Origin of the sequence: Desulfosalsimonas sp., assembly GCF_046483245.1 — a bacterium.
In the GTDB taxonomy this organism is placed as follows: Bacteria; Desulfobacterota; Desulfobacteria; order Desulfobacterales; family Desulfosalsimonadaceae; genus Desulfosalsimonas.
The window spans coordinates 1-19,380 of the sequence record NZ_JAWODO010000157.1 but is presented as its reverse complement, the minus strand read 5'-3'; the positions used below and the strand labels follow the sequence as shown (position 1 = coordinate 19,380).

The following is a 19,380-nucleotide window of genomic DNA, read 5'->3' as shown; positions in this document are numbered from 1 at the left end:
AGCCGGGGATCTGCTGGCGGCCTTTCCAGAAATAGACCTTATAATAAGCGGAGAGGGAGAACTACCCCTGACAAAAATAGTCAGACATCTTAAAAGAGGCGGACTGTGCAATGACATATCCCCTACAGCAGGTATTATAAGCAGAAAGCATGAACAAAATAATTGCCAGGCACCCTTCAGCCAGCTCGCAGACCTTAAATCACTGCCAATGCCTGATTTTTCGGAATATTTTGAGCTTCTGTCAAATTTTTCCCGCGAAAAAAAGTTTTTCCCAACCCTGCCTGTTGAAATGTCCCGGGGCTGCTGGTGGCAAAGCAAAGGAGAAAGTGATTCTGATTTTTCCGGATCAAACCGGTCAAAAGGATGCGCTTTCTGCAATTTAAATCTCCAGTGGAAAGGATATAGGCGAAAAAGCGCCGAGCAAGCCATAAATGAGATAGACACGCTTACAGATAAGCACCGGGTGCTTTCAGCGGCTTTTATGGATAACTCCCTGCCCGGGGCAACTGGCAGAAAAGTTTTTGGTAAACTGACAAACCTCGGCAAGGACCTATACTGTTTTGCCGAATTAAGGGCTTCTGAGGGTTATGAAACACTCCGGAAACTTAGCGCCGGCGGAGTAAAGGAGGTGCAGGTCGGTATTGAGGCACTGAGCTCCAGGCTTTTAAAAAAAATCAACAAGGGTACAACAGCAACGGACAACCTGGAAATAATGAAAAACTGCGAGGCCCTTGGGATTAAAAATACAGCCAATATCATACTTCATTTTCCCGGAAGCGACGAAGAAGACGTAGCAGAGACATTGCGCGTACTGCGGTTCGCCAGGTTTTTCAGGCCCCTTCACATCGTACATTTCTGGCTGGGCATACAGAGTCCTGTCTGGACAAATCCCCGGGAATACGCTCTTCTGGGCGTTTATAACCATCCTTACTACAGGTATCTGTTCCCGGATGAGATCTTGCGACGTGTACGCTTTATGATACAGGATTACCGGGGGGATAAAATGTTTCAAAAAAAGCTCTGGCGTCCTGTGGACCGGGCTGTCAGACAATGGCAGAAAGACTATAATCAAATTCACTCAAAACCTTATTCATCTCCGGCATTAACCTTCCATGACGGCGGAAAATTTTTAATCCTCCGGGAGCGAAGAGCCGGCCGTGAAACAATTAATCACAGGCTGGAAGGCAGTTCAAGGCAGATATATATGTTCTGCAGTCACAGTCGCCGTTTCAATGAAATAAGGGATCAGTTCCCTTCTTTTTCCGCAGATAACCTAAAATCATTTCTTGCCATGATGACCCGCAAGGAGCTTATGTTCGAAGAAGACGAACGGTACCTGAGTCTTGCCGTTCCCGCCGCAGGCCGGGATTTCAGGCCGGCGGCACAGAAAGGCGGACCGGCACATTGCCTTCATATACATACATGAGCCCTTCATTATTCCTGACATCCCGGGCTCTGCATAGCGTGGAAAAAGGTTAAACAAGCCGTGGTCGAATTTGCACTTAAAAATCCAGCTCCAGGAATTGCTTGACATATATAATGCCATAAGAGATACTGCAATGTTTTGTGAACATCAATTTTGAGCATTATCTTAAAAAGGAAAGGACAGACTCATGCGCGTTACAGATCTTTATGCAAGCAAGGCACCGGTTGTTTCCATGGAATTTTTCCCGCCCAGGGATGAAGCTGCTGCTGAAAAATTCGACAATATTGTGGATACCCTGGCAGACCGAAATCCGGATTACATGAGCGTTACCTTCGGGGCCGGCGGCTCCAACCGTGACGGTTCCTACCAGACGGTGAAAAAACTCATCAAGGACAAGCAGCTGCCCACTGTGGCCTATATTGCCGGATACGGGCTGGGGCCGGATGAAATCACGGAGGTGCTGGACAACTACAAGGCCCTTGGGGTGGAAACCATTTTTGTGATCCGCGGGGACAAGCCAAAGGATGAAAATTTCACCCCCCATCCGGAAAGCTTTGCCCATGCCTCGGATCTGATCGGATTCATCAAAAGCCGTTATGATTTCACCCTGGGATGTGCCGGATATCCCGAAGGCCACCTGGAATGCGAAAGCCTGGACAAGGATATTGAATACCTCAAGCTCAAGCAGGACCAGGGCGCGGAGTATGTCGTGGCCCAATATTGCTATGACAACCAATTTTTTTTCGATTACGTGGACAAATGCCGGGCCGCCGGGGTCACCATTCCCATTATTCCCGGCATCATGCCGGTCTACACCGTCAAGCTCACCAATATCCTGTGCAAAGTATGCGGGGCCACCATCACCGATGCGCTGCAGAAAACACTCGATGAAGTGGCAGACAAGGACAAGGAAACCGTGCTGCAGGCAGGCATTGATTTTGCCGTGGACCAGTGCCGGGATCTGTTAAAACACAACCCGGCCGGGCTGCATTTCTACACCATGAACCGCAGCAAATCCACCAGCGCCATTATCGACAGGCTGCGCGGAGAAAATCTGCTATAGCAGCCAACCCGCGGAATCAGGCCCCTGTCTGGCGGATGTGCATTTGTCCCGGCCTATTTCAGACCGTGATCCCAGTTCCACTTGCCGGGCCGCTTTTTTAAATGCACCCCGGCAGGCAGGGGCTCGTGCATGTGCACGAAAACCCGGTAGCCCAGATTCTCCAGGGTCTGGCCGTGACCGGTCAGATCCACGGCCCAGTCGGGAAACACCCAGTAATTGTCATCCATGCGGGCCACCCAGGCATGCTCGCCCCTGGGGCTTTTAAAAAGGCTTTGTTCGATCATGGATTCTGCCTTCACCCGTGAGATGCACAAGGGCCAGTTGCCGTAAATCACGATACCCAGGGGCAGCGGCGCCCTGGCAGGCAGATGGGTATAGTCGTTTTTCCCCAGCTCCGGGCTGACAATGACGCCGGAAAAACCCATGGACGCCAGGGTTTCCATGGCAAGCTCGTTGGCAATGTTGCAAAACGGCCCGGCCCAGATGCGCAGGCCTTTTTTGGGGGGAAACAGGGCCATCTGCCAGGGCGAGTTGAGCACGAACTGCTTAAATCCCTTGTCCACGGCCGCGCCAACCGCAGCCCGGAGGCCGGCTTCGGCATCCGGCCAAACCACCGGCGGCAGCCACCACCAAATCCGGTTGGTAAGGGGCAGCTTGCCCGGCTTCATCTCCGGGCTCAGCCAGATGCCGGTATTGGCGCTTGCAGGCATTTCTTCGGGCAGGTCCCGCTTTACCTGCATTTCCACAACAGGATGGCGGTGCAGGGTTTTGGCCGGCAGCCGGATTTGAAACCGGGACGGGGAAGCCCCTTTTTCCGGCAGGGTTTCGAGCCGGTCGGCAAAGGGCTTGATTTCGGCTGTCAGTTCCGGTTCGCGCCGGTCAATGAGAAACACGGGCGTGTCATTGGCGGGCCGTTCCTTTTCAGTGAGGTTTAAGTAAAACCGGCCCTTTTTGGGCACGTGCCTGGCAATGCGAACGGTGCGGTGCCAGGACTGATCCTCGTATCCGATGCGCAAAAGATCGCCGGGCAGCAGGGCGTCTCTGGGATCCATGTAGGGTTTGGTTTTCGGACCCTGGACCTTGCCGATGAGCTTGCCCGAGCCGGTCTGGGTGTCTGTGTCAACCGGATTCCAGGGCCGCTGGGGCAAAAACCGGTAATGGGTGGGCTTTCTCCCCAGGGCCTGATCCAGAAACGACAGGGCGGTTTTGCGGGCAGCGCTGTCACCCGGGTGATCCCGCAGCATCTTGTAGGCGGCGGTGGTGTAATACACGTAATGGGGCCCCTTTTTGCGCCCCTCAATTTTCAGGCCGGATACGGCGGACACTTCCAGCAGCAGCTTGGTGAGCACATCGAGCCACAGATCCTGGCAGGAGAAAAACCGGCTGCGGTTTTTGCCCTGGCTGTAAATCCGCCTGCAGGGCTGCACGCACCTGCCCCGCAGCCCGCTTTTGCCTCCCAAAAAGCTGCTCCAGTAGCACCGGCCCGAAACCCCGTAACAAAGGGCACCGTGGACAAATACCTCCAGGGAAAGTTCATCAGGGCAGTTTTCTGCCGCAGCCTTGATCTCGTCGATGGAAAACTCCCTGGGCAGCACCACCCGGCTGACCGAAGGCAAGGCACGCACCACATCCAGGGCTGCGGGAAAGGTGACATTGGCCAGGGTCGACAGATGAAGTTCGCCCTTAAATCCGGCCTGCCCGGCAATGGCCACCATGGCCGGGTCCTGGATGATCAGCGCATCCGGTCTGACATGCCGGGAAAGTTGATCGACAATCTTTCCCGCATCTGCCAGCTCGTCTGGCTTGATCAGAGTATTGAGGGCCACATAGACCCTTTTGTCATGCTCATGGGCCAGCCGGGTGAGCCTGGCCAGCTGCTCAATGGTGAAGTTTTCTGCGGCCATGCGCGCGTTAAAATGCTTGAGCCCGCAGTAAACCGCATCCGCACCTGCGGCCAGGGCCGCCAGAAATGACTCCTGGTTGCCCGCCGGGGAAAGAATTTCAGGTTTTTTGGGTGTTTTTTTTGTATCCAAAGCCGTTTTTTCAGATGTCATAGGAAAATTTCGATTCAATTGGGATGAACACGTCTTGAGCCGGGCTGCAGATGCCTGCCGTCCGCGCCCTCAGACTGGACTTGTTTGCAAAATTGTTTAATGATATTAAAAAACGTATGGAATCGCAATTTATAATTAAAAAATGAATTCATAGCCATAAAAGGACAATAAAATGAAACTGGCGGTAAGCGGAAAAGGCGGAGTGGGGAAAACCACGTTTTCAGCCCTGTTGATCCGGGCATTGAGCAAGCAGAACAAGCGGGTCCTGGCCATTGACGCAGACCCGGATGCCAACCTGGCGGCAGCCGTGGGCATTGAAGGCGCAGAGGAGATCGTGCCGATTTCGGAGATGAAGGATCTCGTCTATGAGCGCACCGAGGCCAAGCCCGGCAGCATTGGCGGGTTTTTCAAAATGAATCCCAAGGTGGATGATCTTCCGGACGCGCTTTCAGCAAAGCTGGACAACATCAAGCTCATGCGCCTGGGCGGCGTGAAAAAAGGCGGCGCCGGATGCATCTGCCCGGAAAGCACCCTGCTCAAAGCCCTGATCACCCATATCGTGCTGGCCCGGGATGAAGTGGTCATCATGGACATGGAAGCGGGTATCGAGCATTTGGGCCGGGCCACGGCACGAGCCGTGGACCGGCTGATCGTGGTGGTGGAGCCGGGCCGCAGAAGCATTGACACGGCCATGCACATCAAGCAGCTGGCCGCAGAAATCGGGCTGGACAAGATTTCGCTGGTTGGCAACAAGATCCGGGGGGAAAAAGACCGGCAGTTTCTGGAGCAGCACCTGCCGGATTTTGACTTTCTGGGGTTTCTGCCCTTTGACGACGCGCTGATCGAAGCGGACTTAAACGGCATATCCCCGTATGAAGCAGACTCTGCGGCCAAGTCCGAAATCATCAAAATGATTGAAAAGCTCTGATGGCAGAAAAGCGCCCTTATCCGAAAAAACGGCGCGGGCCGGCCAAGTCAAAGCGCCAGCCGTTGAAGGCCGGCTCTGACGCCAAACTCAAAAAGGTGTTTGCCGAAATCGGCCGGCCGGAAAAGCGGCCGTTTAAGCCTGACCCGTTCCAAATCCAGGCGCTGGAAGCCATGGACAAGGGCGACTGCCTGGTGACCGCGCCCACGGGTTCCGGCAAGACCTGGATTGCCGTGGAAGCCATCCGCAGGATCTTTGATGCCGGCGGACGGGCTTGGTATGCCTCGCCATTAAAGGCCCTGACCAACTCCAAGTACTGCGAATTTGCCGAAATTTTCGGCGCTGACAACCTGGGCATTCTCACGGGCGACCGCAAGGAAAACACCGATGCGCCGATTATCGTCGGCACCACGGAAATCCTGCGGAATCAGCTCTATGATGCCATGCACCGGGGCGAGGACCTGTGCACGGACCTTGTGGTCTTAGACGAGGCCCATTTTCTGGGTGACGAAAACCGGGGGGTAGTCTGGGAGGAAACCATGATCTACCTGCCGGCGCGAATTCCGCTGCTGATGCTGTCGGCCACCGTGGGAAACGCCGACCAGATCTCGGCCTGGCTGGAATCCATCCGTGGCCGCAAGTGCCTTGTGGTGGAGGAAAAAAAGCGCCCCGTGCCCTTGTACCCGCTTTTTCTCCATCCTTCCGGCACCCTGTTTCCCCTGCTGGACAAAAAAGACAAAAAAGGCGGCGGGGCCAGGCTGTATAAGAAGGTTCTCCAGTTTTTAAAAAACACCAACAATGCCAGACGCGGCGGTTTTGGCGCAAGCCTTCCAAAAATGGGCGATGTGCTGGCCGTGTTTCGCAAATACAATCTGCTGCCGGCCATTTTTTTCCTGAAATCCCGGGCGGACTGCGACAATGCCCTGCTTTTGTGCGCTGATTACAAGGTGATCGAAGACCCGGAGCGCAAAGCCGGCAGAAGAAAGCGGGTGGCCGAGCTCATTGAAAAAGCGCCCCACCTGGCCGATCACAAGCAGGTGCCCGATCTGGTGCACAAGGCGGTGGCCGCCCATCACAGCGGCCAGCTGCCGGCCTGGAAACTGGTAATCGAAACATTGATGACAGAAGGCTACCTGGATGCAGTGTTTGCCACCTCCACGGTGGCCGCAGGGGTAAATTTTCCCGCCCGCACCATCGCCTTTCTCAACTCGGACCGGTTCAACGGCCGGGAGTTTGTTTCCCTCAATCCCACGGAATTCCACCAGATGACCGGGCGGGCGGGCCGCCGGGGCATGGACAACATCGGCTTTGCCGTGGTCATCCCGGGCCGGTTTATGGACACGCGCTACGTGGGCCGGCTTGTTTACGCCCAGCCCACGGATGTGGACAGCCAGATCCAGATCAATTTCTCCATGACCTTAAACCTGCTTTTGTCCCATAGCCCCAAGCAGGTGCGGGAACTGCTGGACAAGTCCTTTGCCAACTTCCAGTTCCGGAGCAAACGCAAAAAAAAGAAAAAGCAGACCGGCAGCATCCGGGACATGGATCATTTGTGGGCGGAATTTATCCGGCATCTTGATTTTTTAAAGCAGAAAGATTACGTGGCAGAAGACAACCGGCTCACCGAAGACGGCATCTGGGCCTCCCAGCTGCGCATCGACCATCCCCTGATGGTGGCCGAAGGCTTTCGCACAAACCTTTTTCCCCAATCCGACCCGGCGCTTCTGGCAGCCATCATGGCCGCGTTTGTCAATGAGCGGGAAACCGACGAAGACAGCATTCACCCAAAGGATGTGCCCGAAGCCCTGGAAGAGGCATACCTGGGCATCCGGGAGGGCCTGCGGCCCTTTGCAAAGGAAATGATCGCAAAAGGCTTTACAGCGCCGTTTTTATTCATGCGCCCGGCCATGACCGTTTACCACTGGACCGCGGGCCGGGACTGGGAATCGGTGCTTGCCCTGTGGGACAGCGCCGAAGGCGATTTGGCCATGCTGATCATGCGCACCGCGGACAACCTGCGCCATATCCGCAATTTAAAAAATGTTTTTCCGGAAGCCGCTCAGAGCGCGAAAACCGCCATGGAGCAAATCCTGCGGGACCCCATTGTCCCGGCACTCGAAGCCGAATAAGGATCAATGTCTGTTTTCAACTGGATCATTGTTGGCTTAAACATCCCCCTTTCTTTGCTGTCTGCCGCTCATGCCCTGTTTTTCAAGCGCACCCCCCAGTCAGCCCTGGTCTGGGTCGCGGTCTGCCTGACATTTCCCTTTGTGGGCCCTGTGGTTTATTTCGTTTTCGGCATCAACCGGGTCCGGAACCGGGCCCGGAGACTGGAAATCAAACGCCCTCCGCACCGGGTGGAGCCCGGGGGGGGAGATTCCCTTGAAACCGCAAAGCATCCGCCTGCGGATCTGGAGGTTTCCCGGGCGGTATCCGATATCGCGCGAATCTCCGACAACGTTGCCCGTGCGCCCCTTGTGGGCGGAAACCGCATCGACCTGCTCCACAACGGCGAAGCAGCCTATCCGGCCATGATCCAGGCCATGGAAAACGCCGAGCACCGAATTTTTCTATGCACCTATATTTTTGACACGGATTCGGCGGGCAGGCAGATAATCGGGGCCTTGACCGCAGCCGCAGCCCGGGGCGTGGAGGTTCGGGTGATTGTGGACGGATTCGGCGAACTTTATTCCCGGCCCCGGGCAAGTGTGTTGCTGGAAAAAGCCGGCATTGCCTGCACCCGGTTTCTGCCCCCGCGTCTTCTTCCCCTGCCCATGCTACACATCAACCTGAGCACCCACAAAAAAACCCTGGTGGTCGACGGGGACGTGGGATTTACAGGCGGCATGAACATCGGTGACAGGCACTTGGCGGAAGTCGAAGACAACAGCAAACGGGTGGTCGATACCCACTTCCGGCTCACCGGCCCGGTTGTGCGCCAGCTGGAACAAAGCTTTATCGAGGACTGGTCGTTTTGCACGGGCCAGCCCCTGGAGCCCATCGCAACGCCCACGGTCTCAAGGGGAAAGGCCGTTTGCCGGGCCATTTCCGACGGGCCCAGCGAACCGGTGGACAAGCTTTCCACCATCCTGGTGGGGGCGGTGGCCACGGCCAGAAAGCACGTCATGATCATGACCCCCTATTTCCTGCCGTCCGTGGAGATGATCTCGGCCATCCAGACCACCGTGCTGCGCGGCACCCGGGTGGATATCGTGCTGCCCTCGGTCAACAACCTGCCCTTTATCCAGTGGGCGACCAACAACATGCTCTATGAGCTTTTGTTCTGGGGCGCCAATATCTATTTTCAGCCCCCGCCGTTTGTGCATTCAAAGCTTTTCGTGGCAGACGGACAATACGCCCAGATCGGATCGGCCAACATGGATCCACGCAGCCTGAAGCTGAATTTTGAACTCAACGTGGAGATTTTTGACGCAAACGTGGTGGAAGACATTACCGGCTATGTGGCGGAAAAAATCGAGCGCTCCCGGCAGATTTATCTGGCGGATATCAACAACCGTTCCTTTCCTGCCAAAACCCGCGATGCCCTGATGTGGCTGTTTTCCCCTTACCTGTAAGCGGATTTGCCGTGCCTGCGCATCCGATCGCGCACCTTCCTGGAACGGCTATGGATCAGGGCATATCCGTAGCGGATGTTTTTGCCGAACAATTCGGATGAATTGCGGAAGTTGCTGCGCAGCTTCATGCCGTTGGAGGTGACCTTGCGCAGGATATTGATTTCCTTGCCCACCACCCGGGTGGCCCGGTCGACCACTGCATCCAGAAACGCGGCCCGGTCCTTTGCACACGCCGCACAGGTCACGGCCCGGCCGAACTGAAACAGGTTGTGGCCGTCGCTGCCCCCGGTCAGCCCGGCATCCAGGTTGAATCCCAGCAATGTGCTGTCCATGTTCCACTTATGCAGGTTGCCGGCATTGATGGCCTCGATGCCGTCTGCGGAAGCCAACAAATACTGCTGGCGAATGCTGGAAAACATGGGGTTGCACACACCCACGTAAGCAGCCGAAAATGGATGGGGAAACACAATCACGCACTTGTACTGGCGGGCGCAGGCAATCAGCGATTCCATGGACAGGGCGCACGAGGACATGACCTCTTTTCCCAGAAAGGGCCGCAGATCCTTTTCATAAAACCGAACCAGGTCATGGATCTCATAAAAATAAACCAGCAGGTGGGCCCCTTCCCGGGAGGTGATCTCGATGCCCGGGATGCTGAAAATATCCCTGTGGCGGGCCATTTCCAAAGCACCGCCAATGGCGTTGTGGTCTGTAACGGCAATGCCGATGCCCATTTTGCGGACACGGGCGGCAATGGCTTCAATATCATTGAACCCGTCTGAATACCGGCTGTGAAAATGCATGTCCACCACCGTGGACCTGTCTCTGAGACGATCAAGATCCGGCCGGGCAAAATGAACACGATGTGGATTTAACGGTTGTGCGGCATCACAGGCGGATGCACGATATGCAGTTCCCAATGGATGACAGCTCCTTTATCAAATTAATTTATTTACTATAGTACAGACTTTGCCAAAACACAATGCCGGATTCAAAACAGTTTTCACCCTTACAAACAAGGCCTTTTTATCTTGTGTGATCCCTGCATTGTACCAGTGCCGGGTTTGTGCTACATTTTACGAAACCATCAATCTTGATCGCACCGTAAAAAACTGATTTCAGATGGCACCGTAAAAGTTCAAGATCAAGGCTTGCGCAATTTCGAAGAATGCAGTGTACTTATACGTACGTAAAATTCTGAGAAATTGCGTGTAACGCAGATATTGGACTTTTTCGGCGCCATCAACCTTGGGGAACTGACGCGACCATGGCCGCTTTGTGGCAAATCCATGACCTCATGGACCTGGAATATCTGCTCAGGCTGCGCGCTGATGCGGACAACGGCCGGGATGCAGCCGGGGACCGCAGGATTTACCTGGAATATGTCAGCCGGCATCCGCAGACCGCAGACCGCAGGTCCGTGCTCAAGCACTGGCTCCAGACCCGGAGAAAAAGCCAGACCGCCGATGCAAACCAAGAAATAATGCCGGGTCGGGTGTATGCCCAGGCCATGCGCATGGCCGGATGGATCATTTTTTTTGCCGCATTTTTTGCCGGTGCCGCACTGGCCGGATCTCTTCTTTCCTACGGCGGCACCACCCCGGTCAACGTGTTTACCTGCCTGTGGGTGCTGCTTTTCCCCCAGATCCTGCTTTTGGCATTGCTAGCTGCCGCATCCGTACTATCCCACATCCGGCCGTCTTTTCGCAAAAACGGCCTGTATTTTCTCATCAGCGCTTTGCTCCGGCGTCTTGCCCTCCGGCTCATGGGCTGGATTGCCCCGCGCCTGTCCCGGCAGCAGCAAAACCGCTTCCAGGAGGTTGTCGGCATGGTGGGCCGAAGCCGAACCGTGTACGGAAACATCTTTTTCTGGCCGGTATTCAACACGGCCCAGCTCGCGGGCATAGCCTTTAACTTCGGGGTTCTGGCCGCCATGCTCATGCGCATCACATTAACGGATGTGGCATTTGGATGGCAGTCCACTCTCCGACCTGATCCTCAGACGGTCTATGCCATTGTGGAATTTCTGGCCGCCCCCTGGGCGTGGTTTCTGGAGCCGCCTGTTGCACACCCCACCGCAGCCCAGATTGCCGGCAGCAAAATGGTGTTAAAAGAAGGCATATATGACCTGGCCTCTGGTGACCTGGCCTCCTGGTGGCCGTTTTTGTGTTTCAGCGTTTTATTTTACGGCCTGATGCCCAGGGTTGTACTTCTGGGCCTCGGAGGCTGGCAGCAGCGCAGGCAGCTCGTCCGGCTCAATTTCACCCATGCGGCCTGCGACCGGCTCTGGCTTCAGATGACCGCACCAAAGGTGGAAACCCGCAGCACGCAGACAGACATGCAAGACCCGGCTGCCACGGAAAAACCCGGCCCCGGGCCGGACAAAGCGCAGCACAACACCCATAGCCCCCCGCCCGGCTCGGGGCAATCTGTTGTGCTGATAGTACCCGAAGATGCAGGAATGGACATCTCCGCCATAGCCGAAAAAATCCGCAGCCAAACAGGACTGGAAACTGCCGCCGGCATATCGGCCACAGGAGATCCGGACCAGGACGTTGAGCAGCTGACCCGGGCCCTGGAAAACGAAACCATGAACCAGGTGCGCGTGGCCGTGGTCATCGAGGCTTGGCAGCCGCCCATCCGGGAAAACCTGGCATGGATACGCCGAATTCGCAATGCCGCCGGCCCGACGGCATCCTTGATGCTTTTTTTGACTGGAAAACCTGGCAAAAGCGGCGGCCTGCCAGGCGCACCGGACAAAACCGGGCAGGCCACCTGGCAGCAGGCGGTCAACGGCCTGGCCGATCCATATATCCGGACGGAAATCCTTGGGAGGTCAGATTGACCAAACGCTCCGATATCCCGGTTTTTGCCGTGCTGGGCCACCCCAATGAGGGCAAGTCTTCGGTTGTGGCCACCCTTGCGGAAAACGACGCCGTGCCCGTGAGCCCCACTCCGGGTGAAACCCGCGAATGCCGGGATTATCCGGTTTTCATCGACGATACGGAAGTCATCCGGTTTGTCGACACCCCGGGATTTCAAAATCCCAGGGCCGCGCACAAATGGATCACCCAAAACGCGGATCCGGAAAAAGCCTGGATTGATGAGTTTATCCGGGCCCATGAAAAAAATACGGAATTTGCCCACGAATGCCGGCTGCTCACCCCGCTGGCCGCGGGTGCCGGGGTAATCTTCGTGGTCGACGGTACCCGGCCGGTGCGCACGGCCGATCGGCTGGAAATGGACATTTTGCGATTGACCGGCGCGCCCCGCATGGCCGTGATCAACACCAAGGACCGGGAGCACGGCGACTACATCGAAGACTGGAAAACCGCTGCGCGCATGCATTTTAACGTCATCCGCATCTTTGACGCCCAGCGGGCAAGCTTTGCCGAACGCATGGACTTGCTCAAAAGCCTCAAAGCCATTGATCCGGACTGGGATGAGGCCCTGCAGCGGGTAATTGACGCCTTTGAAACCGACTGGCATGTGCGCCTGGAGCAAACCGCAGCCATTATCACGGACCTGCTGGCTTCGGTGCTGCAGTACCGGGCAAAAAAAACCATACACGATGCTTCCGGCACAGAGGCGGTTGAAAAACAGCTTGCAGCCCAATACCGGCAGCAGGTGGCAAACATGGAGAAAAAAGCCCATCACCAGATCAAAAAAAGATTCAAGCACAACATTTTCTCCTATGATCTGCCCGACCACTCCCTGGCCGGCCAAGACCTGTTTTCCGAAAAAACAATAAAGGCCCTGGGCCTGACCCGCAGCCAGATGGCATGGGCGGGCGCGGGCATCGGCGCGGGCATCGGCGCCAAGGCGGATCTGGCCCTGGCGGGGCTTGGCTTCGGGGTGTTTACCGCCCTCGGCGGTGCCCTGGGGGCAGGATCAGCAGCCTGGGGATCCCGGAAAATCTCCCGTGCCAAAATCAAGGGCCAGGCCCTGGGCGGCCTACGCATCCAGGCCGGCCCCGTGAAAAACGATCAATTGCTTTTCGTGATCATTGACCGAATGCTGATTTATTTCTGGCACGTGATCAACTGGGCCCACAGCCGGCGGGACCGGCCGGAGGCGAGCAGTGATTTGGATGCCGGTGTATCCGAATTTTTGAGCGCCAGATGGAACCAGCAGCAGAAAACAATCTCCCGGCGGTTTTTCAAAGAGGTCCGGCAAAAGGGCCCGGCCGGCGATCAACAGGCGTACCGGGAGTTTTCAGCCATGATCCGGGACCTGTTAAAACGGATTTCACGCGCATGACAACCCCCCGGGGCGATGAAGACCGGATCAGACAAAGCATCATGGACATGGTGGGCCGTGCCGGCAGCAAATACACCCCCATGGACCTTGAACGGGATGTCTGTGCCCGGCAAAAGGTTTCCAGAAAAGCGGCGCGCCGGGCTGTAAAAGCCTTGATGGCCGAAAACCGGCTGACCTATACTCAGTTTCTGGGGCATACGTTTGTGGAAATTTCCTATAAGCGCGCTGTTGAAACCGGCGGCGGGGTGATTTTGGCCCCACCGGACGCAGTGGTCAACCCCCGGCCGGAACAGATTGTGGTGCGCATCGAGGCCGGGGCGGCATTCGGCGCCGGCGATCACCCCACCACACGCATGGCCTTAAAACTTGCGGCCTGGACGTTTCATGACCATATTTTACCCAAACCGGCGCAAAACTGCCGGGTACTCGATATCGGCACCGGTTCCGGGGTGCTGGCAGCCGCGGCCTGCCTCATGGGCGCGGCACGGGCCGCAGGCACCGACATTGACCCCTGCGCCCGGGCCGAGGCGGCCGGAAACGCCGCCTTAAACGGCCTGACAGACCGTATGGAGATTTTTAACAGCATCACAGCGCTTGAAAAAAACAGCCCGGGACTGCCGCCCTTTCATCTGATTTTGGCCAACCTCCGTTACCCCACCCTTGTCCGGATGCACAAGGCAGTCACGGAAATTTCCGCGCCCGGGGCGGTGATGATTTTTTCGGGATTCCAGCCCCGCGAACAGCCGGAGCTTTTAAAAACATATGATTCCCCGTGCTTTGACCTGCTGCGCACCCTGGAAGGAAACGGCTGGTGCGCCGCTGCAATCCAAAAAAGGCCCTGAGGGATGGAAAAATATTACAAGGAGCGTTTCGAGGCCCAGCGCCGGCTTGCGCTAAAAGTCGCGCCGTTTATGGAGGCAAACGAAATTCTGGAAAAGATGCGCTCTGAATTGCGGGAGATCATCTCCGGGTCCATGGAGGCCTGCATTCTGCTGCTGGATCCCGAGGCGGGCAAATACACCCGCCCCCTGGAGTGCGCCCTGTATGACAGGCCGGTCAACTGCCTGAAATGCAAACGCCACCGGCCATCCAGCAGGGCATTGCCCGAAAAAAAGCCGTGGTGGTAACCGGCAGCCAGCCCGTGGTCCGGCATGACGGCACCTCGGTGCCCATCGGCCCGGAAGCCGCAGTGCCCGTGTTTGTGGAAAACCAGCTGCTGGCGGTTGTCAGCGTGGTGGCCATGCCCGAAACCCGTTTTTCCAGCAGGCAATTTTTCCTTCTCCAGGATTTTGCCGAAACCGTGGGCCATTTGCTTGTCAGTACAAACACGGCCTGGTCAACGTCAACATGGGCATTAAAACCGGCGAGGCCCTGGTGGGCATGACCCGAATGGAAGGGGCCCTGGATACGCGAATGACCTATACGGCCTCGGGTACGGTCACCAACCTGGCCGCCCGCCTGGCCGAATACGCCCAGGGCGGCGATATCCTGTTTGGCCAACGCACCCGGAGCATGATCGAAAACCTCTGGCCGGTCTAGGACCGGGGCAAAATCCCGCTCAAGGGCATTGAAACCCCGGTGCAGGTCTATTCCCTGTTCAGACACAATATACAGCCCATCATGCTTGACAATTGCCACGCCAAGGGCATATTTTTAAAAAACACCCGCAATTCCCCAAAAGGACCAAAAGGATTGATGAAACCACGTGAAAAAAACTGTTTGCGCATTTTTGTCATGGCTGTGCTTTCTGCTGCCGCATTGCTGCTGGCCGCCGGCCCCGCACCGGCAGCCGGCCTCAAAGCGTTTGTCAGCATTCAGCCCCAAAAATATTTTGTGGAACGCATCGGCGGCCAGACCATGGAGGTCAACGTGATGGTGGCCCCGGGATCTCACCCGGCCGTGTATGAACCCTCACCCCGGCAGATGGCCGCCCTTTCCAGGGCAGATCTGTATTTTGCCGCAGGCGTGCCCTTTGAAGACGCGTGGCTGAAAAAAATCCGGCCCGCAAATCCGGATCTGAAAATTGTGCACACAGACGCCTGGATTCAAAAGCAGCCCATTGACAGAAACGGCAGCACAGAGGCGGATCACGGCCATAACCATGGCAATGAAGATCCCCATATATGGCTCTCCCCGCCCCTGGTGATGATCCAGGCCAGACACATCGTAGCCGCCCTGAGCCAGGCCGACCCGGACAATGCAGATACCTATGAGGCCAATGGCCAAAAATTCATTTCTGAACTGGCGCAACTTGACACAAGGCTTCGGCGGATGTTTGCGCAAAGACCGCAAAACCGGGAGTTTCTGGTGTTTCATCCCTCTTGGGGCTATTTTGCAGACGCCTACGGCTTAAAACAAATCCCGGTGGAAATATCCGGCAAAACGCCCAGGGCCACGGACCTGCAGCGGCTGATCACCCTTGCCCGGGAAAAAGGCATTCAAACGGTCTTAATCCAGCCCCAGGTGTCTTCAAAATCAGCCCAAACCATTGCCAGGGCCATTGACGGCAACGTGGTGTCCGCTGATCCACTGGCGGAAAACTGGCCGGAAAACCTTGTCGAGGTGGCCGGCAAAATCCTGGAGGCAGCCAGATAACCATGAATGATCCCGTTATTGAACTCAGCAATGTCAGTTTTTCCTATGACGGCGTCCCCGTGGTCCAAAACGCCTCATTCACCGTGGCGCAAAAGGAATTTCTGGCCATTATCGGGCCCAACGGGGGCGGCAAGTCCACCCTGGTCAAGCTGATGCTGGGCCTTTTGAAGCCGGATGCCGGCCGGATACGGGTTTTGGGCAAACCACCCAAAAAAGTATCCCACTGCTTCGGCTACGTGCCCCAGGACGTGGCCATCAACCGCTCATTTCCCATATCGGTTTTAGACGTTGTTCTGATGGGCCGGCTTCGGCGGCACAAAGGTGTGCGCATCCGGCAGCAGGATTACGAGGCGGCCTGCCATTTTCTCAAACTGCTGGGCGTGGCCCAATACAAGGACCGCAGAATCGATGACCTCTCCGGCGGCCAGCGGGAGCGGGTTTTTATCGCACGGGCCCTGACCACGGATCCGGACATCCTGATTCTCGACGAGCCCACCGCGAGCGTGGATACAGCCGGCCGCACCGAGCTCTACGCCCTTTTGCGGGATTTAAACCGCACCAAGACCATTATCGTGGTCAGCCATGACCTGATGGTCATGTCTTCTTACGTAACCGCCGTGGCCTGCGTCAACCAGCAGGTTTACTACCACGACGAAAACGAAATCACAAATGAGATGCTTGACATGGGGTACCAATGCCCGGTGGAACTCATCGCCCACGGCCAGCCCCACCGGATACTGAAAACCCACAAGGAAGGCCCATGATCGAGGCCCTGCAGTTTGAATTCATGCGAAATGCCCTGTATGCCGGGCTTTTTGCCTCCCTTATATGCGGAATCATCGGCACATTCGTGGTGGTCAACCGGATGGTATTTTTAACCGGCGGCATTGCCCATGCCGCCTACGGGGGCATCGGCGTGGCCCTGTTTTTCGGAATTCCTTATATTTACGGCACCATGGGCTTTTCCCTGGCCGCGGCCCTGATCATGACCGCAGTCACCCTCAAGGTCCCCCACCGCTCTGATACCTTCATCGGCGTGCTCTGGGCCGTTGGCATGGCCCTGGGCGTAATTCTTGTGGATCTGACCCCGGGCTACAACGTGGATCTCATGAGCTACCTGTTTGGCAGCATCCTTGCCGTGCCCGCCTCGGATATCTGGTGGATGCTCGCCCTGGGTGCGGTGACCCTGGCGCTGACCCTGTATTTTTACCGGGACCTGATTGCCATTTCCTATGACATGGAATTTGCACAGCTACAAGGGGTGCGGGTCAATTTTCTCTATTTTCTGTTCATGGCCATGGTGGCCGTGGCCATCGTGTTGATCATACGGGTGGTGGGCCTGCTTCTGGTCATTGCCCTGCTGTCGATCCCGCCTTATATTGCCGAAAAATACGCCCGCTCCCTGGGGGTGATGATGATTTTTGCCGTGGGCCTTTCAGCGGTTTTCAATGTTGCCGGGCTGTGGATGGCCTATTGCTTTGACTTGAGTTCCGGTGCCAGCATCATCCTGGTGGCTGCGGCCGGATTTTTCATCTCCCTTTTCATTGACACGATCATCAGCGTACGGCATAAAAAACAACGGTCAAAAATATGATCGCTTTTTTTGGTAAAATATATTATAGGGTCAAAAAAAAAGTGCGGCGATCTTCAGGCAGGCAGCAGGCTGCGGTTTTGCTTGCCGCCGTTGTTTTGCTGGCAGGCGGATGCGGTCCCGGCAAGGCATTGCACAACCCAACAGATGCGGATAATTCAGGACCGGTCCAATGGGTGATTGATTTTTACCAGGGCCCGCTGGACCATTTAAACGCGGTGCGCACTGGCCAATGTCCCATGTACCCGTCCTGTTCGCAATACGCCGGCTTGGCCGTGAAAAAACACGGTCCTGCTGTGGGCGCCATGCTTGCCTGCGACCGGCTGATCAGATGCGGCCGCAGCGAGCTGGACTACGCCCCTAAAATTCCAGTTAACGGAAAGTGGAGATATTATGATCCGGTTTCCGCAAACGATTTCTGGTTTTCAGATACGCCGCCCTAAATTAAGCGTTTCAGTTCTTAAAATAGAAATGGATGTTATCCTTTCAAATGAATTGCTTTTAAAAATCTGAAACGCTCAATTTAGGGCTGTGAAAAAACATTTACGAACAAGGAGGCAATATGCCGCAAGCCGTTATCGTCAGTGCAGTAAGAACCCCCCTGGGCGCCTTTAACGGCAGCCTGGGCAACACCGGCGCAACAGATCTGGGCGCCCACGTGATCACCGAAGCCATCCAGCGGGCGGGCATTTCCAAGGAATCGGTCAACGAGGTCATCATGGGCCAGGTGCTTCCCTGCGGCTACGGCCAGAACCCGGCCCGCCAGGCCGCAGTCAGAGCCGGACTGCCCTGGGAGGTGGAATGCCTGACCCTCAACAAGGTATGCGGATCTGCATTAAAATCCGTAATGCTCGCCGCCCATGCCATTGGCGCCGGAGACGCCGACGTGGTGGTGGCCGGCGGAATGGAGAACATGAGCATGGCCCCCTATTACCTGGAAAAAGCCAGGTTCGGCTATCGCATGGGTGCGGGCACTCTCCAGGACCACATGATCCACGATGGTCTGTGGGATATTGTCAACGATTTTCACATGGGGGTTTCAAACGAGCTGTGCTCTGAAAAATACGATGTTTCGCGAGAAGACCAGGACCGTTACGCAGAAATGTCCTACAACCGTGCAATAGAGGCCGTGGAATCGGGCCGTTTCAAGCAGGAAATCGCACCGGTGCCCATCCGGGACCGCAAGGGCAACACAACGGAGTTTGCCGTGGATGAAAACCCCAAGCCCACCCCGTTTGAAACCCTGTCGAAAATGAAGCCGGCTTTCCGCAAAGACGGCAAGGGCACTGCCGGAAACGCCTCGATTATCAGCGACGGGGCATCGGCCGTGGTGGTCATGAGCGACACCCGGGCAAAGGAACTGGGCCTGACCCCCATGGCCCGCATTGGCGCCCAGGCCTCTGCGGGCATTGACATGAAATACGTACTGGTGGCCCCGATTCTGGCCATTCCCAAGTGCCTGAACAAAATCGGCATGACCGCAAAAGACATGGATCTGCTTGAAATCAACGAGGCGTTTTCCGGCTCCACCGTGGCGGTGATCAAGGAGCTGGGCCTGAACACCGACATGGTCAACGTCAACGGCGGCAGCGTGTCTTTGGGCCATCCCATCGGTGCAAGCGGCGCCCGGGTGCTGACCACCCTGCTCTATGAAATGATGCGCAGGGATCTTCAAAACGGCATCGCCTCCCTGTGCCTGGGCGGCGGCGAAGCCGTGGCCATGACCGTGCACAGGTAAAAATCAGACAGGCTGCGGTCTTGATTCCTGCAGATACTTGGAAGGGTTCTTGCCGGGCCAGCCCACGGGACAGGGCATGAAAACAACGCTTTTTAAGACTTGAATGTGTTTCTTCCGACTCCCTTGGTGTGAAACTTTGCACACAGTCGGCCA

The 19,380-nt window shown here is 56.2% G+C and carries 18 protein-coding genes; 16 read left to right on the top strand and 2 right to left on the bottom strand.

Annotation, left to right across the window (positions count from 1 at the left end; translation table 11 throughout):
- Both R6U41_RS13755 and R6U41_RS13750 read left to right on the top strand, forming a co-directional pair.
- Positions 1 to 1,426 (top strand): radical SAM protein (locus R6U41_RS13755; RefSeq protein ID WP_410270418.1); only part of this gene is annotated, 1,426 nt, incomplete at its 5' end.
- 187 nt (positions 1,427 to 1,613) lie between these two features.
- Positions 1,614 to 2,489 carry a methylenetetrahydrofolate reductase gene (locus R6U41_RS13750; protein WP_410270417.1) on the top strand — a complete coding sequence of 292 codons (876 nt, stop codon included), beginning with the start codon at positions 1,614 to 1,616 and terminating at the stop codon, positions 2,487 to 2,489.
- 53 nt (positions 2,490 to 2,542) lie between these two features.
- Here the strand turns inward: R6U41_RS13750 and R6U41_RS13745 are convergent, their stop codons facing one another.
- Positions 2,543 to 4,522 carry a U32 family peptidase gene (locus tag R6U41_RS13745; protein ID WP_410270416.1) on the bottom strand — a complete coding sequence of 660 codons (1,980 nt, stop codon included), beginning with the start codon at positions 4,520 to 4,522 and terminating at the stop codon, positions 2,543 to 2,545.
- A gap of 193 nt (positions 4,523 to 4,715) precedes the next feature.
- Between R6U41_RS13745 and R6U41_RS13740 the strand changes: the two genes are divergently transcribed.
- From R6U41_RS13740 to cls, 3 genes are read left to right on the top strand one after another with little or no spacing between them, the layout of a single operon-like run.
- On the top strand, positions 4,716 to 5,471 hold the full coding sequence (locus tag R6U41_RS13740; RefSeq protein ID WP_410270415.1) for an AAA family ATPase: 756 nt from the start codon (positions 4,716 to 4,718) through the stop codon (positions 5,469 to 5,471).
- Positions 5,471 to 7,597, top strand: coding sequence for a DEAD/DEAH box helicase (locus R6U41_RS13735; RefSeq protein WP_410270414.1), 2,127 nt, complete (start codon positions 5,471 to 5,473; stop codon positions 7,595 to 7,597). The genes R6U41_RS13740 and R6U41_RS13735 overlap by 1 nt, the downstream gene beginning before the upstream one ends.
- Before the next feature lie 6 nt (positions 7,598 to 7,603).
- Positions 7,604 to 9,043, top strand: coding sequence for a cardiolipin synthase (cls, locus tag R6U41_RS13730; protein WP_410270413.1), 1,440 nt, complete (start codon positions 7,604 to 7,606; stop codon positions 9,041 to 9,043).
- Here cls and R6U41_RS13725 read toward each other — a convergent pair.
- Positions 9,034 to 9,963 carry a PHP domain-containing protein gene (locus R6U41_RS13725; RefSeq protein ID WP_410270412.1) on the bottom strand — a complete coding sequence of 310 codons (930 nt, stop codon included), beginning with the start codon at positions 9,961 to 9,963 and terminating at the stop codon, positions 9,034 to 9,036. The two genes, cls and R6U41_RS13725, sit on opposite strands and share 10 nt — an antisense overlap.
- A gap of 347 nt (positions 9,964 to 10,310) precedes the next feature.
- On the opposite strand from R6U41_RS13725, the gene R6U41_RS13720 reads away from it, so the two are divergent.
- From R6U41_RS13720 to R6U41_RS13670, 11 genes are all read left to right on the top strand, one after another.
- Entirely contained in the window at positions 10,311 to 11,888 is a 1,578-nt protein-coding gene (locus R6U41_RS13720; RefSeq protein WP_410270411.1) for a DUF2868 domain-containing protein, read from the top strand.
- Positions 11,885 to 13,303, top strand: coding sequence for a GTPase/DUF3482 domain-containing protein (locus R6U41_RS13715; RefSeq protein ID WP_410270410.1), 1,419 nt, complete (start codon positions 11,885 to 11,887; stop codon positions 13,301 to 13,303). The genes R6U41_RS13720 and R6U41_RS13715 overlap by 4 nt, the downstream gene beginning before the upstream one ends.
- Positions 13,300 to 14,145: a 50S ribosomal protein L11 methyltransferase gene (locus R6U41_RS13710; protein WP_410270409.1), complete on the top strand. Its 846-nt coding sequence runs from the start codon at positions 13,300 to 13,302 to the stop codon at positions 14,143 to 14,145. Before R6U41_RS13715 ends, R6U41_RS13710 begins: the two co-directional genes overlap by 4 nt.
- A gap of 3 nt (positions 14,146 to 14,148) precedes the next feature.
- Positions 14,149 to 14,430: a hypothetical protein gene (locus R6U41_RS13705; RefSeq protein ID WP_410270408.1), complete on the top strand. Its 282-nt coding sequence runs from the start codon at positions 14,149 to 14,151 to the stop codon at positions 14,428 to 14,430.
- Positions 14,373 to 14,687 carry a GAF domain-containing protein gene (locus R6U41_RS13700; protein WP_410270407.1) on the top strand — a complete coding sequence of 105 codons (315 nt, stop codon included), beginning with the start codon at positions 14,373 to 14,375 and terminating at the stop codon, positions 14,685 to 14,687. The genes R6U41_RS13705 and R6U41_RS13700 overlap by 58 nt, the downstream gene beginning before the upstream one ends.
- On the top strand, positions 14,651 to 14,842 hold the full coding sequence (locus R6U41_RS13695; RefSeq protein ID WP_410270406.1) for a hypothetical protein: 192 nt from the start codon (positions 14,651 to 14,653) through the stop codon (positions 14,840 to 14,842). Before R6U41_RS13700 ends, R6U41_RS13695 begins: the two co-directional genes overlap by 37 nt.
- Positions 14,843 to 14,998: 156 nt before the next feature.
- Positions 14,999 to 15,898 carry a metal ABC transporter solute-binding protein, Zn/Mn family gene (locus R6U41_RS13690; RefSeq protein ID WP_410270405.1) on the top strand — a complete coding sequence of 300 codons (900 nt, stop codon included), beginning with the start codon at positions 14,999 to 15,001 and terminating at the stop codon, positions 15,896 to 15,898.
- A gap of 2 nt (positions 15,899 to 15,900) precedes the next feature.
- Positions 15,901 to 16,662: a metal ABC transporter ATP-binding protein gene (locus R6U41_RS13685; RefSeq protein ID WP_410270404.1), complete on the top strand. Its 762-nt coding sequence runs from the start codon at positions 15,901 to 15,903 to the stop codon at positions 16,660 to 16,662.
- Entirely contained in the window at positions 16,659 to 17,492 is an 834-nt protein-coding gene (locus tag R6U41_RS13680) for a metal ABC transporter permease (RefSeq protein ID WP_410270403.1), read from the top strand. Before R6U41_RS13685 ends, R6U41_RS13680 begins: the two co-directional genes overlap by 4 nt.
- Before the next feature lie 41 nt (positions 17,493 to 17,533).
- Positions 17,534 to 17,932, top strand: coding sequence for a membrane protein insertion efficiency factor YidD (yidD, locus tag R6U41_RS13675; protein WP_410270402.1), 399 nt, complete (start codon positions 17,534 to 17,536; stop codon positions 17,930 to 17,932).
- Between the two features lie 119 nt (positions 17,933 to 18,051).
- On the top strand, positions 18,052 to 19,227 hold the full coding sequence (locus R6U41_RS13670) for an acetyl-CoA C-acetyltransferase (RefSeq protein WP_410270401.1): 1,176 nt from the start codon (positions 18,052 to 18,054) through the stop codon (positions 19,225 to 19,227).
- Positions 19,228 to 19,380: the final 153 nt, after the last annotated feature.